The organism is Agathobaculum sp. TL06 (assembly GCF_054658635.1).
Genome location: NZ_BAAGGY010000036.1, coordinates 1 through 15,675, shown reverse-complemented (window position 1 = coordinate 15,675; position 15,675 = coordinate 1). Strand labels below are relative to the sequence as shown.

Below are 15,675 nucleotides of genomic sequence, written 5' to 3'. Positions count from 1 at the left end.
GCTCAGCATTTATAAATTATCTGATTGAAAAATGGTCCAAGGTTAGCGATTAAAATCTTCGTTGAATTGATTATTGGCTGCATGGAGGTGTTAATATGTCTCGAGGTAAATCTGTTACAAAACTCTTGCTCGATTCCTCACAAGCAGCACTTTTTGCGGGAATTGAAATTCATAACAAGCCGCATATTTCCTATCGATACTCTACTGCTGTTATACTAATTATAAATGCCTGGGAACTTGCATTGAAGGCCTATGTCTACAAATTTATTTCAAAAAAAGGTATTTATGAGAATAAAAAAGATCCCAATCATACGATCTCGTTTACAAAGGCTCTAATATTAGTTCGTAATCATATAAACGCAACTGAAAAAAACAAAAAATTTCAGGCCATATATGAAAATTTAGAGCGATTAAATGATTACCGCTGTTCTAATGTGCATTTCTTCGAAAAATCACTTGATCCAGTTATGTTTATGCTTATTTGTAAAGCAGTGCTGAATTATGACGCTTTCCTAAAAAAATATTTTAAAAAAGATATATCTAAGGATGATAACTTGATCATATTGCCCGTTGGGATGAAATTGCCATTTGACCCCATAGATTACTTGAAGCAAGACTATGGACGGGCTCATAATGAATTTGTAAATGATGTCATACAATCCATTAAGGACCTAAATGAAGCAGGAATTCAGGATAGCATTGTAGTTGGATTCAATCTTGTTACAGAAAAAGTTCGTGATACTAAAAATGCAGATATTATTGCGGCATTGAGTAAAGATCCTGCAGCAGTTGCTTTATATAAGAAAATCCGTCCCACCGATGATCCTAATGCGCCAGTGTTTCGAGTTGAGCCCGATATTCCACCGTTGCGATATGAAGACTTGCGATTGAAGGCCAAAGAGAAAAATCCGGATATCAAATTTGGGAAGATTTTTAATATGGCAATGAAAAAGATAAAGACTGATAAACGCTACTGCCAACCTAATTATCTCGATCCACATAATAGGGCTGGAACAAAGAAAGATTTTTACACATTAGAAGCAGTTGATGCTTTACTTGCGGAATATGAAAAATTGCAGACAGTCACATGACTGACTACTACCAAAGGTGTTGAGCAAAAAATGGAGGTGTGGGTTTGACAGAAGAAATTTATAGGGATTTGATTGAGGCCGTCCGCCAACTATCTGAAAAAAGCGTATTGGATTATGTTATCGCCATAGCGCCAATAGTGTTGTCTATTGTTGCAGTAATTATTTCCCTCAGTATTGCATATCGGCAAAAAAAGATCGATTTGTTTGAAAAAAGATTTGAGGTATATGCGGAAATACAACGATGTCTCGCTTTTCAACGATTGCTCACAGACGCCCGTAGTCCGAAAAAAGCGCATGAGGCATTCTGTGCGGCATATGGTTGTGATGAGTCAGTTGACTTTTTAAAACATGGATGGGCAGTTCAAAAGTATATTCCAATTGAAAAGCAACTAATGCAGGCGCATTTTTTGTTTAATGGCATAAATGAAAAAATGCTGTCAAATGTTTGTAGAAGTTTGCTCGCCGTTTTATTGCAAATTGAGACTCAAGATGATTTGCAAAATCAAAAATTACAATTCAATAAAAGTACTACAGAACTGCTACAACAGTTTTGTAAAATACATGATCAATTGAAACTAAAGTAATTCAAAATTATATGGGGGATCTTATGAGCTACGACTACTCCGAAAATAGAATGATACAGGACAGTGCCGGGCACGTGCTGGGACGGGAGTTGGGCTGGGATGTGGCCTTTGCCTACAATACGGAACAGCTGGGCAAAGACGGTACTTTTGGCCGGACAAGCTACCGGGAAATCCTGCTCACCCGGTATTTTCGGCAGGCGCTCCAGCGGCTGAACCCGTGGCTCACCCCTGCCCAGCTGGATGAGGCACAGAAAAAGATGGAAAGCCATCTCTCTACTGCCTCCCTTATGCAGATCAACGAGGAAAAGTACGCTCTCATCCGGGACGGTATTCCTGTCACGGTGCAGCGCCCCGACGGCAGAACAGAGGAGAAGAAAGCCGCGGTTATTGATTTTCAACATCCTAATGACTCAAAGCGCAACCACTTTCTGGCCATTCAAGAATTGAAAATCCACGGTGATCTTTATCGCCGCCGCACGGATATTGTAGGTTTTGTGAATGGCATTCCGCTGCTGTTTATAGAACTCAAAAAGAATACGGTGGATGTGCAGGAGGCATACACCCATAATTATACCGACTATCTGGACACTATCCCGCATTTATTCTACTATAATGCCTTCCTGATCCTCTCCAATGGTCTGGAAGCCAAGGTGGGAACGCTGGGCAGTAAGTATGAGTTTTTCCATGAATGGAAACGCTTAAACGAAAAGGATCAGGGCAGCGTGGCGCTGGAGACCATGCTGCGGGGCATCTGTAAAAAAGAGAATTTTCTCGATCTGCTGGAAAACTTCATCCTTTATGACCACTCCGGCGGACGTACTGCTAAGATTCTGGCCCGCAATCACCAGTATCTGGGCGTTAATGAAGCGGTAAACGCATATGAAGCCCGAGAACTCAAAAACGGCAAGCTGGGCGTATTCTGGCACACTCAAGGCAGTGGCAAGAGCTATTCCATGGTGTTTCTGGCGCAGAAGATTCGGCGGAAGTTTGCAGGCTCGCCTACCATCGTCATTCTCACCGACCGGGAAGAGCTGAACAAACAGATCAGCAGCACCTTTGAAAACTGCGGCTTGCTGGGCAAAACCAAAGCCAGCCAGTTTATCGCCAGCAGCGGTGAGGATTTGGTGCAGAAATTGAAAGGCAACCCCAGTTTTATTTTTACCCTCATTCAAAAGTTCAACAAGCCAAATGTGGAGCCCATTTATCCAGACCATGACATTCTTATCATGTCGGACGAGGCGCACCGCAGCCAGTACGGCATCTTCGCCGACAACATGGTGAATTTGCTGCCTACGGCCTCCCGTATCGGTTTTACCGGTACGCCCTTACTGTCTAACGACAATATTACCGAGCGCACCTTTGGTGGCTACATATCGGTGTATGACTTCAAACGGGCGGTGGAGGACGGCGCTACAGTACCGCTGTACTATGAAAACCGGGGAGAGAAAATCGCGGATCTGCACAACCCGGAGATCACTGACCGAATTCTGGACGCTATCGAGCGAGCCGACTTGGATGTGGATCAGCAGGAAAAGCTGGAAAGAGAGTTTGCCAAAGAGATCCACCTGTTGACCGCCCAGCAGCGTCTGGAGTCCATTGCAAAGGACTTTGTAGGGCATTATTCCGACCTGTGGACCAGCGGCAAGTCAATGTTCGTGTGCCTAAACAAGGTGACTTGTGTTCGGATGTATGATCTGGTGCAAAAGTACTGGGCAGAGGAAATCGCCAGACTGGAAAAGGAGATCAAGCACGCCACCCAGCAGGAGACACAGGAGCTGTGCCGTAAGCTGGAATGGATGAAAGAAACTGAGATGGCGGTTGTCATCAGTCAAGAGCAGAATGAGATTCAGACTTTTCAAAAGTGGGGGCTCGATATCAAGACGCACCGTCAGAAGATGGAGAAACGGGAACTCGACAAGGAATTTAAGGACCCGGCAAATCCATTGCGGGTGGTATTCGTGTGTGCCATGTGGCTCACTGGCTTTGATGTGAAGTGCTTGTCCTGCTTGTATCCGGACAAGCCTCTCAAGGCTCACACTCTGATGCAGACGATTGCACGGGCCAATCGTGTAGCGGAAGGCAAAAGCAACGGCTTGATCGTGGACTATATCGGCATCGTCAAGGCGCTGCGGAAGGCCTTGGCGGACTACACAGCCAATGCAGATGGACAGGGTGGTGCCGATCCCACAGTAGACAAAGAGGAACTCATTGCCCGCATTCTGGATACCATCTCGGCAGCAAAGGACTATCTAAAACAGCATAATTTTTGCTTGCAGGACTTGATTGACGGAAAGAATTTTGAAAAGCTGGCATTGCTCCAGACTGCCGCCAATGCGGTGAGCGGTACCTTGGAGGAACGAAAGCAATTTCAGACCTATGCCGCCGAACTTGTGCGCCTAATGAAGTATACCGATCGGCAGGATGTTTCTGCGGCAACTAGGAAAGAATATGAAGCCATTGTGGCCATTTTCCACGAGTTGCAGAAAAAACGCAAAAGCGCCAGTAATGTAGATCTGATGGTGGAGATCAACAGCATCATCAGCGAGTATGTGCAGGTGGATACGCCAGAAGAAGGGATTGCACCATCCCGCCAGTTTGACATCAGCAAAATTGATTTTGCTCTGCTTGGGCGCGAGTTTGCCCGCGCGAAAAAGAAAAATCTGATCCTCAAGGATTTGGATGATTTGATTCGGGAACGCTTGGATAAGCTGCTGTTTGCTAATCCTCAACGCATCGATTATTACGAGCGATACCAGCAGATTATTGCGGACTATAACAGCGAACAGAATCGGGCTACTATCGAAAAAACTTTTATGGATTTGATGACCCTGGCAAGCAGCATGGATCAGGAGGAGCAGCGATATGTGCGAGAGGGTTTCTCCAGTGATGAGGAGTTGTCTCTCTATGATTTCCTGTTTTCTGAAAACCTTTCCAAGCAGGATATTCAGAAAATTAAGCAGGTGGCGGTTGATCTGCTCGCAAAGGTGAAAGAAAAAATTGCGGAGCTGGATCACTGGACGGATAAGCAGGAAACCAAAGCTGCGGTGGATAACCTGATTCGGGATACCTTGTGGGCAGAATTGCCGGAATGCTATGATGAGGTCAGCATTTCTGGATACCGCCAGAAAATTTATGAATATGTTTATACCCGCTATCCTGATGTAGCATAATTTGTTTTCTCTAAGGAGGACTTGCGGTGCGTATACTCATGCTGGGCAACAGCCTTACTTTTGCAAATGGCATGCCGCGGATGCTGGCGGAGCTGACCGGTGCGGAGGTCGTGTACCACACGCGCGGCGGCGCGCGGTTGTCTGAGCAGCTCAATCCCAAAACCAAGCTGGGCGCACGGACGCAGGCAGCGCTCACGCAGGAGCATTGGGACTATGCCGTTTTACAGGAGATGAGCCACGGGCCCGGTTTCTTCGCCGGAACGTTTTTTGTCCAGCGTGGAGCGGCTGTGTGCGATAATACGGGAGAATGGAGCGGTGCCGATCCTCTATGCCACTTGGGGTTACCAGCGGGGCAGCGCAGCTCTTTCCGCCAAGGGCTGGGACTATGATAATACGGCGTGCGGACTTGCGGATGCTTACCGCAAAGCGGCAGAGAACAACCATGCGCTACTCGCAGAGGTTGGACGGCGGTTTTATGAATTGTCCGATGCCAAGAACCTTTATGCAGCCGATGGTGTCCATCCAAACGAACAGGGCTCACATCTCACGGCGGAGATCATCGCGGCGGTGATACAGAAGCAGGAGGAAAAGAAGCGATTGAGAGAGGTCACACGATGAAAACTGCGATCTGTTATTGCTCCCGCCATCACGGCAATACACTGAAAGTATTGCAGGCCATGGCGGAGGAGGGGGATATTGACCTAATCGACGTTACGACGCGGCAGGCTGTGCAGTTTGAGGAATACGACTGCGTCGGTTTTGCCTCCGGCGTGTATTTCGGGAAGTTTCACGAGGGCGTGACTGCATTCGCGCGGCAATACCTGCCGCTGGGAAAACCAGTGTTTTTTCGTCTGCACATATGGCGCGGCGAAGGGAAATGGCTTCAAGGTACTGATGGTGATCGCGGGGGAAAAGGGCTGACCAGTGCTCAGCACATTTGGCTGCCGGGCTATGATACCTTGGGACCATGGAAATTGGTGGGCGGTATTGCTATGGGACACCCTAGTACGCGCGATCTGCATAAAGCCCGTGCGTTCTGTCGGAAGATACAAAACGGATAAAGGAGGGACATGGTTATGTTTGGACCGAACCCGGATGCGGTGCATCCAAATGAAAACCTTCCTAGCGTTTGCTATATCAAAAATGTCATCACTCGCCCCAATATTGAGGTGGGCGCCTACACCTATTACGATGACGCGGACACCGGCGGCGAGGATTTTGAGGCGCATGTGACGCATCATTATGAATTTGCCGGGGACAAACTAATTATCGGCAAGTTCTGCGCGATCGGCAAGGGCGTGGAGTTTGTGATGAACGGAGCAAACCATCGTATGGCCTCGGTCACAACCTATCCCTTCAACATTTTCGCGCACGGCTGGGAGAAATGTACGCCTGCGCTGGACGAACTGCCCCTCAAAGGGGATACCGTTGTGGGAAACGATGTGTGGATCGGCCAACACGTCACAGTGCTGCCCGGCGTACACATCGGGGACGGCGCAGTCATCGGCGCCAATGCCGTGGTGGCAAGCGACATCCCGCCTTATACCATCGCGGCGGGCAACCCGTGCCGCGTGCTCCGTCCCCGCTTCTCGCCGGAGCTGACGGAATACCTGCTTGCGCTCCGGTGGTGGGACTGGGAGCCGGACAAGATATTCCGCAATCTGGAGGTGCTGTGCAGCGGTGATTTGGAGCAAATACGCCGTGTTGCGCCATAATGGGAGCAAAGCTATATGAAAATCGCCATTCTGTCTGATACGCATGGCCTGTTGAGGCCTGAGGTGGTGGAGCTTTTGAAAACCGTTGATGTCATTCTGCATGGCGGCGACATCAACAAGCAAAGCATTGTGGACGAGCTGCGGCAGTACGCGCCGCTGTATGTTGTTCGCGGCAACAACGATAAGGATTGGGCGGAAGCCATCCCGCACGACCTGACCGTCACGCTGGAGGGCCTGACATTTTTCATGGTACACAACAAAAAGGAAGTGCCGAAAGACCTTCTTGGTGTGAACGTGGTAGTGTTTGGCCATTCGCATAAGTATGTGCAGCAGGAACAAGACGGCGTACTCTGGCTCAACCCCGGTTCCTGCGGCCCGCGGCGCTTTCATCAGGAGATCACTATGATGGTAGTGGAAGTCGCGGACGGCAGGATCACGGTGGACAAAATTACAATTCCGCACGAAGCGAAGTGACGGTACGGTATCCAGACAGGATGTAGATTTCTTGCATTTCGACAAGCATGAACTATAATAGCAAACCCCGAAGGGATGCGTTCGCATCCCTTCGGGGTCTGCTTATGCCAAAGTCATGTAGTCTTTTCCTGCGATGGAAACGCTCAGGTCGTCTGGACACCCGGAAAAGAGGTATTCGCCGGTTTCCACCGTGCCGTTACCTACGGTAACCGAAGTGAGTTTGTCGTTATACTGGAATGCGTAGTTGTCGATGGTGATCGTGTTATCTTTTCTGCCATTGTCGCAGATCGATATGGTGGTGAGATCGTCGCATCCGAAAAACGCATATTCCCCCAGCGTTACAGTGGGACAGTCGATGGTTACGGCTGTCAGATCTTCACAGCTGCCGAATGCGGCATCGCCCAATTCTGCTTTGTCCCCAGTGATTGTCAGTTCGCTGAGTGAAGCATACTGGAATGCCCAGTTGTCGAGTGTCAGCGCGCAGTTATCTGCCTGCACGACAGCTTTGTCCCCTACACCGAAAAACGCGTACTTACCGGCTGTGAGTGTACTGTTTTGAAATGTGATCGCGGTCAACGCTTCGCAGGATGCAAATGCACTTTTCGCAATGTTCAAATTGCATTGGTCGATGGACAGGCTGGCAAGATCACTGTACTGGAACGTATATTTATCCACAGTTCCAGTGCAGTTCGTGAAAACCACTTCAGCGTCTTTGCCGCAGTCCAAAAACGCGTACTCGCCAAGCTGTACGTTGCAGTTCTGAAAAGTAATGCGCGTGAGATCTTCGCAGGTGGAGAAAACGCTATCACCGATGATCGGCGTACCGCCAATGATGTGTACTTCGGTCATTTCGCCATACTGAAATGCACGATCTTCCACTTCGTAATTGCCGTTCAACAAAGTGACGCTGCTGACATCTTCTAATCCCATAAAAGCATCTTCTTCGATCACGGTGAGGGTTTCACCATCTGGGCTTTCTGTCGGAATGACAAGGTCGGCGTCTTTGCAAATTCCGATCCCAACTAGCGTACAGGTGTCATCTCCGTTGCTTTCAAATGCCAGTCCTTCCGACGGCTTGAGATCGGATGCAACAATCGGCTGTTCTGTTTGTGGATTGCCTGTGGCGCTTTCGGATAAAGTGTCTGTAAGGGGTGTGTTGGCTGGTTGAGCAGAAGCCGTTTCGCAGGCGGCAAGTATACCGGCAAGGCATAAGGTCAACGTAAGTATGAGTGTTTTTTTCATTTTGGTTCCTCCTTGGATGAAGTGTGTAGGGTGTGATTCCGCATAGAGAATGGATTTACTTAAAGCGCAGCGATGTACTGCTTTGCTTGTTGGATTAGGTGCCGTAGTTGTATTTGTTCGGCTTCGAGCACGGCAATCCGATTGACAAGCGCCGCTTTTTGTATCTTTCTCGAAGCGTCTGCGATTGTTTGGATCTCCTTGATAGAGAACCCGAGCTGCTGATAGAAGTGAATGGTTTGTATCCGCTTTTGAGCTGTTGGGTTATAGAGTAAATAGCCGTATTTGTTCTTGCCGGAAGGGGAAACCAGACCGGCTTTTTCGTAACCCTGTATCGTTCTTCGGGAAATTTGGAGCGCCGCACAAACCTCGCGCAATGTCTTTTCCGCTTTCATTACCTCCTCACCATAAAACTGCACGCTGCGTGCAGTCAAGAACTTTTATTGCGAAATCACATCCCCATGACAGGGCTTGCAAATTTCGCGTGGCCGCGCCAGCACGCAAACGGTGAGGAGCAAAAACCGCCCAGCTGTTAGTTGGGCGGTTGGGCTTATAGGGAGGCAACAAGAACAAAATATTTTCTGAAATAATAAATTGTGTTATAGTATGGGATAGATCAAGATGTATCGAAATTTAGGAGGATGCAAAAGATGGAGGAAGTTTATAGCGCAGAAACCAGCGAAGTCGCTCTTGAGGCAATTATCAACAACGCCGTTCAGATTCCGGGTGTGAAAGTCGATCGACAGAAGTTTTTGGGAGAATGCTTCGCCAAAGAGGATGTAGATACGCAGCAAATCATCGACCTTGGCCCAATCGGTGCCGGCTGCACCCGGGAGGATTTGGCACGAATCGCCAATAAGCTCATTTTGGTGCGGACAAGCACTTCGTCTGCGGCTTCCTTTGCTATGGGCATTCCGGGTGGTCTTGCCATGGGACTGACTGTTCCGGCAGACACCCTGCAGTTTTTTGGCATGTCGCTGCGATTGGCGCAGGAACTGGCGTATTTATATGGTGCGCAGGACTTGTGGAAAGACGGGCAGATCGATGATGAGGTCGTGCGCGGACAACTGATTTTGTACTGTGGCGTTATGTTTGGCGTATCCGGTGCAGCGGCTGGCGTTAGAATTCTGTCGTCACAACTGGCGAAAACGACGCTCAAAAAACTGCCGCAAAAGGCGCTCACCAAAACGCTTTGGTATCCGATCGTCAAGCAGGTGGGAAAGTTGGTCGGCGTTAAGGTGACAAAGGATACGGTAGCTAAAGGAATTTCAAAGGCGATTCCTGTGGTCGGTGGCGTGGTTTCCGGCGGTCTGAACTTCGCTTCCATGCTGCCGATGGCAAAACGGTTGGCCGTGTCCTTGGATAAAGCGAACTTCGATTACACCGAGGACGAGATCATGGCGGATTATCAAGCGATGCAGGACGTCACGGATGAGGGGGTTCCGGCAGAGAAAGAGAAAAAATCGATTAAAGGTCGAGCGGCCAAAGGTATGAAGGATCTGAAAAGCGGTATTGGCAGTGTTTTTGCCAAGGGGAAGAAAAGGAAAGAGGACGCGGCAGAGCCGCCGGAAGAGGATGTCTTTGCCAAGATCGAAAAACTCGCAAAATTACAGGAAATGGGCGCCATTACGCAGGAGGAATTCGAAGTGAAAAAGACAGAGCTGCTGGCGAAGATATAAGCTGTTTCGTACAGGTGACGCTGATATGCTGAAAGCATGCTAAGTGTTGAGATACAATGCAGATATAGAGATTGAGCGAAAATGAGGTGTGATATGGCGATTCCGAAGATAAAAAAACAGGATATTACAGCGGCATTGCAGTACATTGATGCCCATGGCGTGCCAGTGCAGCATCAAAGCACAAGATATGAACTGATCACGGAAGATGGCAAGAGATATCCGCCCAAATATGTGATTGCTGTGGCGGCGCATCTGACAAATGGTACGGAAATTGCAGCAGATACGTTTGACGCCGCAGAAGCAAAAGCATTTTTACAGCACGAAGGGTTTCAGATTGAAGAAAAGCAGCAGAAATATGAATTGACGATCTCTGCTGATCAGGTATCGTCCACAGATGGGCGATTTACAATGGACGATTTGAGCTTGGGAGACCATTATAAGCCGTTGGATACGTATTTCGAGAAAGCGGACGGAACAGTGATCCGCCGGAAATATAGCAGGGGTGAAAGGCGAAATACCAATCAGACCATGCCGCGCATTGCCTGTCAAATTTTCGAGAAACAGCTTGCGGCATTATCCATTGAGGAAAAAGAAGCGTTCCCGGTTTGTCAGTACAAGCCGGGCAACCCGGTGATCCGCGGTATATATTCCAGCGTCAATGCATATCGAAGATACCGCAATACAATCGAATATTTGACGTACGGTTATGATGATGGCCGGCAGTTTGTGTTTTACTGTTGGAATATTTTCTCGACAATCCTGTTTGTGCAGGAATGCTTAAAGCGGTTTGGGGAGCCGGGAGACCGATTTGTTCTGGTATATCGTGATAAGAATGAGAGAGAGGAAAAATCAGCGAGTCACACAGATGTTACTCCAGACACGCTGGTACAGTCCGTCGAGAATGCGCCAAACCCATATTCGGCCATGCTGCGAGCTTCAAAAAATATTATTTTCCGAGGGGCGCCGGGCACCGGCAAGACCTATTTGGCGCGGGAAATCGCAGCGGATATTGTCAGCGATGGATACTATGATCGGTATGAAGATTTGCCGGATGAGCAAAAACAGCAGGTGGGGTTTGTGCAGTTCCATCCGAGCTATGATTATACGGACTTTGTGGAAGGATTGCGGCCCAAACTCAATGGCGATGGCTCGATGGGCTTTGCATTGCAGGACGGTATTTTCAAAAAGTTTATTGACTGCGCCCGAAAAAACTATGAGGATTCTTCGAAATCGCAGGAGATGATTGCAAAGGAAGTATCCGCGCAAGATGCGTTGGAGGAGTTCTTTGCGAGCATACAATTGGGAGAAGACGAGTTTCGCACCATTACAGGCAACCCGTTTTTCGTTACCGGCATTGACGATCAACACATTAACATCCGCATTCCGGGAAACGCATGTGTGGATACGATCAGCCTCAATATGGACGAAATCAGAAAAATGCTGGAATCGGATCAAAAATTCGATAAGATAAAGGATGTTACCAGCTTTTTTGGCAAGAAATTTGCAACGCAGGCCTATTCCTATGATTTTGTACTTTATAAAGCAATCAAAGCCAGAATGAAGAAGCACGCAAAGAAGAATATAAACAGGGAAAAACGAAAGAATTATGTCTTTATCATTGATGAAATCAACCGCGGTGAGATCTCCAAGATTTTTGGTGAGCTTTTCTTTGCAATAGACCCTGGTTATCGAGGGGAGGCAGGCGCCGTATCGACGCAATATGCCAATATGCATGCAGATCCGGATGAAATATTCTATATTCCGGAGAATGTCTATCTGATTGGCACCATGAATGATATCGATCGCTCGGTAGACAGTTTTGATTTTGCGATGCGCCGTCGGTTCCGGTTTATTGAAATCAAGGCGAACGACCGGCTGGAGATGCTCGATCAGATCGGGGAGAAGAAAGAGGAAGCGATCCGCCGCATGACCGCGCTCAACCAAGAAATTGCCAATGCGGAGGAACTCAATGAAAACTATCAAATCGGCGCAGCATACTTTTTGAAGCTGCAAACCTTGAGCTTTGATCAACTCTGGACAGATTGCTTGCGTCCGTTGCTACAGGAGTATATCCACGGCATGTATGACGAATCCGGCATAATGCAGCGGTTCGAAAAAGCATATGGCTATCCGGAAACACATAACGGAGATACCGATGAAGCAACTGAGAATTAGGGATAATGCTGTCGTGCCTCAGTCAACTTTTTGTGAAATCTCAGGTATCACACAAAAGATCGCAAACAAAACGCTCAAACAGCTCGAAAGGGAGGGCATTTTCGTGTTCCCGGAGCAGATTGACGAATCGGACGACCTTGCAGCAGAGCAAATGATTTTGCAAGGCGTGAATGACTGTTATTATTCCGGGAATGTCATGGGTTTTCTGGGATATGGCAATGAGCGGCTCGTAATCACGTCGCGTTTTGCAGATGGCGAAACGGACTATTTCTTGCAGTACCTTCTGAACCGGGTCATGGGGTATCCAAACGTAGTCGATTTGATGACAGATGCGGATCAGGACAATGCGCTGTTTCACCTGTTGGTGTTTTTGTTTCCGCGTTATCTCAAGGCGGCGATGCGCAAGGGCATTTACAAAACGTATGTGCAGCGCGATTACAATGATAGCAATGTTAAGGGCGTTATTGATGTTGCCCAGCATATTACCAGGAACACGCCTTTTGTCGGAACTGTTGCGTATCATCAGAGGGAGTATTCCTATGACAATGCGTTGATGGAATTGGTGCGTCATACCATCGAGTATATCAAGACAAAGGCATTCGGTAGAAAGCTGCTTGCAGCGGTGCGAGATGAAGTGGCGTTGGTTGTGAATGCGACGCTGGCATATCAGCCCTATCATAGAGTCAAAATTGTTGCGGATAATAGAAATGATCCTGTTCGGCATGCGTATTATCGCGAATATCGAGCGCTGCAACGGCTGTGCCTTTTGATTCTGCAGCATGAACAGCATCAGATTGGATCGGGGTCGCGTCAAATTTTTGGCCTGCTGTTTGATGGGGCATGGCTGTGGGAAGAATATATCCACAGTCTGCTGGGCGATCGCTTTTATCATCCGATGAACAAGCGCGGTATAGGGGCGCAATGGTTGTTCTCGCCGCGCAACGGTTTGATCTATCCAGACTTTGTCAGCCGTAATCACATGCAACGCGTCATCGCAGATGCCAAATATAAGCCGATGCAGAATATCGGCAACAGAGATTTTCTGCAAATGCTTGCTTACATGTTTCGGTTTGATGCGAAGAAAGGGATTTTCTGCTATCCGGAAACAGGACAGGCTGGTATATTGCACTTTCAGCTGAACAAGGGTTCCACTTACGAAAATAATGTTGCGGCAAGGGAAGATATTTGCGTTGAAAAGCATGGGCTGAAAATCCCAAGTAAAGCCAGCTGTTATGAGAGCTTTGTAGCAGAAATGAAAAAACAGGAGCAGGTTTTCATAAATGCAATGCAGGGGATTGCAACGTAAGATACCGTGACAAGCGTTGGGGGAATGGTCTATTATCGTGATGCAGAATAAAAACTGCCCCTCGCATCGGCGCGAGTGCCGATGCGAGGGGCAGAAAATCAACAGTGGATGGTTTTTGAGATCAAACCGCGATGCAAAACGGGGCTGTCCCGTACCCTTAAAAGTACCCTTTACAGCCTGAAAGTATAAAATCCAACTGCGTCTAAATGTTCAGGGTTTCGTGCTGTTTCAGATGAAACGGCATGTAATAACACAAAAATAGTGCATAAGTTCCGAAATTTGGCTCTTCGAATTCCTGGCTTTCCGCCAGATTACCGCACTTTATCGTTCGATAAAGTGCGGTTTTTGTTGTTTTGCGAGAAAATGCGGTATATTTTGTGCGCATTCATTTTTTTGACGACAATCCTGACGAAAATCACGCGTTTTTGGAAATCACAGTCGTCTGGATCAGCTTCTCCATGCGCTGGCGCTGTCGCGGCGCATCGCCTGTGTCATATGCCCAAAGGTGTTCAGGGTGAATGCCGCAGAGTGATGCCCAAGGTTTTCTTTGACGGTCAGCGCGTCGTCGCCGTTTTGCAGGGAGAGCGTCACAAACGTATGACGAAGCGTGTGGAAATAGTAGTCATTGTGGCCGCTTCGCGCGCACAATTGTTTTGACCAATTGATTGGCACGATAAAAATAGTGGTGGAATATGCTGGCATACTCCACTACTATTTTTTTCATCTCTGCCTGTCCGTGTACTTGTTTTGACGGCCGCTCTCGGGTGAAAGCGGGACCGCATTACCAGAAAACCCCACCATACACGGCGGCAGCGAGCGTTATTTCAGCCCTGTTCACTTCTCGTCGCCATCGTCTTTTCTGCGAGCGTGGGGGTTCACGGCCTCCATGATGTCATAGTAGGCCCAATAGGCTGTGTCATCTACATCCGAGAATTGCCGCAGTTCATCCAAATGCGCGTCGATACTGGCCTTGTCCGCGCTGCGGCCCTGATCTCCTCCAACCGGGCGACAACTGCGGCAAGAGCGTCGGCGGCATTGGCGCGAACACGGACACCAGCCGCCTGATGAACGGTATGGATACAACATGCCAAGCATATCAGGGGCGTAGTCGATTTATTGCAGCCCATATTTTTCTATCGCCCCGCAGTTATCGGGGCATAACCGCATAGAGCGCCTCCGGCAAGGTAAAATAATGACGTTACTTTGATATGCGGAGGTCTCAATATGAACGAAAACCAGATAACCGCCGGGCGGGTCCGTGATTTTGCGGCACACCTGCGCGCGGAGGAGCGCAGCGCGGGGACGATAGAGAATTACCTGCGCCACGTCCGCGCCTTTTCCCGCTGGCTGGACGGCAGGGACGTGACCAAAGCCGCGGCGGCCGGATGGAAAGCGTATCTCGTGTCCGCGGGCTACGCCCCTGCCACCATCAACGCCATGCTGGGCAGCCTGAACCGTTTCCTCGCCCTTGCAGGCTGGCGGGATTGTCAGGTCAAGGCCCTGCGGCTCCAGCGGCGGCTGTTTCGGGATGACAGTCGGGAGCTGACCCGCGCGGAGTATGACCGCCTGCTGAATACCGCCCGCGCCCAGGGACGGGAGCGGCTGGCGCTGCTGATGGAAACCATCTGCGCCACCGGCATCCGCGTGAGCGAGGTGCGCTGCCTCACTGTGGAGGCTGTGCAGAAAGGCAGGGCGGAGATCGCCCTCAAGGGAAAAATCCGCACCATCCTCATCCCCGGCAAGCTGCGGAAAAAGCTGCTCAAATTCGCCCGAAAAAACAAAACCGTCTCCGGCGAGATCTTTCTCACCAGAAACGGAAACGGGATGTCAAGAAAGCAGATCTGGGCGGAAATGAAAGCCCTGTGCAAAGCGGCGGGGGTGGCTCCCTCCAAGGTGTTCCCCCACAACCTGCGGCACCTCTTTGCGCGGACCTTCTATCAGGTCTGTCGGGACGTGGCCAAGCTGGCCGACGTGCTGGGACATTCCAGCATCGAAACAACCCGCATCTACCTGATCTCCACCGGCGCGGAGCATGAAAGGCAGCTGGAACGGCTCGGCCTGGTAGGATAGGACAAACTTCACAATTTGTCGTGTGCGCCATGCCGGCTTGACCGTGACAAACTTCACAGATTGTCCCAGACCGGCAGAAAAGCAACCGGCAGAGTACATATTTACGAAGATATTTTAGCATGAAAATCCTGGGAGTGCAAGAGATAAGCTGGTTATGGGCATGGCGAAACAA

14 protein-coding genes are annotated in these 15,675 nt (G+C 49.0%); 11 read left to right on the top strand and 3 right to left on the bottom strand.

The window, feature by feature from the left end; all coding sequences use genetic code 11:
- The first annotated feature begins 95 nt into the window (after positions 1 to 95).
- The 7 genes from ACYQ3S_RS14955 (at position 96) to ACYQ3S_RS14925 (ending at position 7,034) form a co-directional block, all read left to right on the top strand.
- The gene (locus ACYQ3S_RS14955; protein WP_459690127.1) at positions 96 to 1,091 is read left to right on the top strand and encodes a DUF3644 domain-containing protein; all 996 of its coding nucleotides are present in this window, start codon (positions 96 to 98) and stop codon (positions 1,089 to 1,091) included.
- Positions 1,092 to 1,135: 44 nt separating this feature from the next.
- Positions 1,136 to 1,675 (top strand): hypothetical protein, encoded by a 540-nt coding sequence (locus ACYQ3S_RS14950; RefSeq protein WP_459690125.1) that lies wholly within the window; start codon positions 1,136 to 1,138, stop codon positions 1,673 to 1,675.
- Between the two features lie 23 nt (positions 1,676 to 1,698).
- Complete coding sequence (locus ACYQ3S_RS14945; protein WP_459690123.1) at positions 1,699 to 4,845, top strand: type I restriction endonuclease subunit R; 3,147 nt, start codon at positions 1,699 to 1,701, stop codon at positions 4,843 to 4,845.
- Positions 4,846 to 4,871: 26 nt separating this feature from the next.
- A complete protein-coding gene (locus ACYQ3S_RS14940; protein ID WP_459690122.1) occupies positions 4,872 to 5,234 on the top strand; it encodes a hypothetical protein in 363 nt (120 codons plus the stop codon).
- Positions 5,235 to 5,459: 225 nt separating this feature from the next.
- Entirely contained in the window at positions 5,460 to 5,906 is a 447-nt protein-coding gene (locus tag ACYQ3S_RS14935; RefSeq protein ID WP_459690120.1) for a flavodoxin domain-containing protein, read from the top strand.
- 15 nt (positions 5,907 to 5,921) lie between these two features.
- The gene (locus ACYQ3S_RS14930; protein ID WP_459690119.1) at positions 5,922 to 6,560 is read left to right on the top strand and encodes a Vat family streptogramin A O-acetyltransferase; all 639 of its coding nucleotides are present in this window, start codon (positions 5,922 to 5,924) and stop codon (positions 6,558 to 6,560) included.
- Between the two features lie 15 nt (positions 6,561 to 6,575).
- Entirely contained in the window at positions 6,576 to 7,034 is a 459-nt protein-coding gene (locus tag ACYQ3S_RS14925) for a metallophosphoesterase family protein (RefSeq protein WP_459690117.1), read from the top strand.
- 102 nt (positions 7,035 to 7,136) lie between these two features.
- Here ACYQ3S_RS14925 and ACYQ3S_RS14920 read toward each other — a convergent pair whose 3' ends face one another.
- Positions 7,137 to 8,276 carry a leucine-rich repeat domain-containing protein gene (locus ACYQ3S_RS14920; RefSeq protein WP_459690116.1) on the bottom strand — a complete coding sequence of 380 codons (1,140 nt, stop codon included), beginning with the start codon at positions 8,274 to 8,276 and terminating at the stop codon, positions 7,137 to 7,139.
- A gap of 59 nt (positions 8,277 to 8,335) precedes the next feature.
- Positions 8,336 to 8,668, bottom strand: coding sequence for a MerR family transcriptional regulator (locus ACYQ3S_RS14915; protein ID WP_459690115.1), 333 nt, complete (start codon positions 8,666 to 8,668; stop codon positions 8,336 to 8,338).
- 255 nt (positions 8,669 to 8,923) lie between these two features.
- Here ACYQ3S_RS14915 and ACYQ3S_RS14910 point away from each other — a divergent pair, with 255 nt between their 5' ends.
- The 3 genes from ACYQ3S_RS14910 (at position 8,924) to ACYQ3S_RS14900 (ending at position 13,433) form a co-directional block, all read left to right on the top strand.
- Positions 8,924 to 9,952 (top strand): SHOCT domain-containing protein, encoded by a 1,029-nt coding sequence (locus tag ACYQ3S_RS14910; protein ID WP_459690113.1) that lies wholly within the window; start codon positions 8,924 to 8,926, stop codon positions 9,950 to 9,952.
- Positions 9,953 to 10,045: 93 nt separating this feature from the next.
- Positions 10,046 to 12,127 carry an McrB family protein gene (locus ACYQ3S_RS14905; RefSeq protein ID WP_459690111.1) on the top strand — a complete coding sequence of 694 codons (2,082 nt, stop codon included), beginning with the start codon at positions 10,046 to 10,048 and terminating at the stop codon, positions 12,125 to 12,127.
- On the top strand, positions 12,108 to 13,433 hold the full coding sequence (locus ACYQ3S_RS14900) for a 5-methylcytosine restriction system specificity protein McrC (RefSeq protein ID WP_459690109.1): 1,326 nt from the start codon (positions 12,108 to 12,110) through the stop codon (positions 13,431 to 13,433). The genes ACYQ3S_RS14905 and ACYQ3S_RS14900 overlap by 20 nt, the downstream gene beginning before the upstream one ends.
- 447 nt (positions 13,434 to 13,880) lie before the next feature.
- Here ACYQ3S_RS14900 and ACYQ3S_RS14895 read toward each other — a convergent pair whose 3' ends face one another.
- The gene (locus ACYQ3S_RS14895) at positions 13,881 to 14,135 is read right to left on the bottom strand and encodes a site-specific integrase (RefSeq protein ID WP_459690108.1); all 255 of its coding nucleotides are present in this window, start codon (positions 14,133 to 14,135) and stop codon (positions 13,881 to 13,883) included.
- A gap of 522 nt (positions 14,136 to 14,657) precedes the next feature.
- Here ACYQ3S_RS14895 and ACYQ3S_RS14890 point away from each other — a divergent pair.
- A complete protein-coding gene (locus ACYQ3S_RS14890) occupies positions 14,658 to 15,503 on the top strand; it encodes a tyrosine-type recombinase/integrase (RefSeq protein WP_459690107.1) in 846 nt (281 codons plus the stop codon).
- Positions 15,504 to 15,675 lie beyond the last annotated feature (172 nt).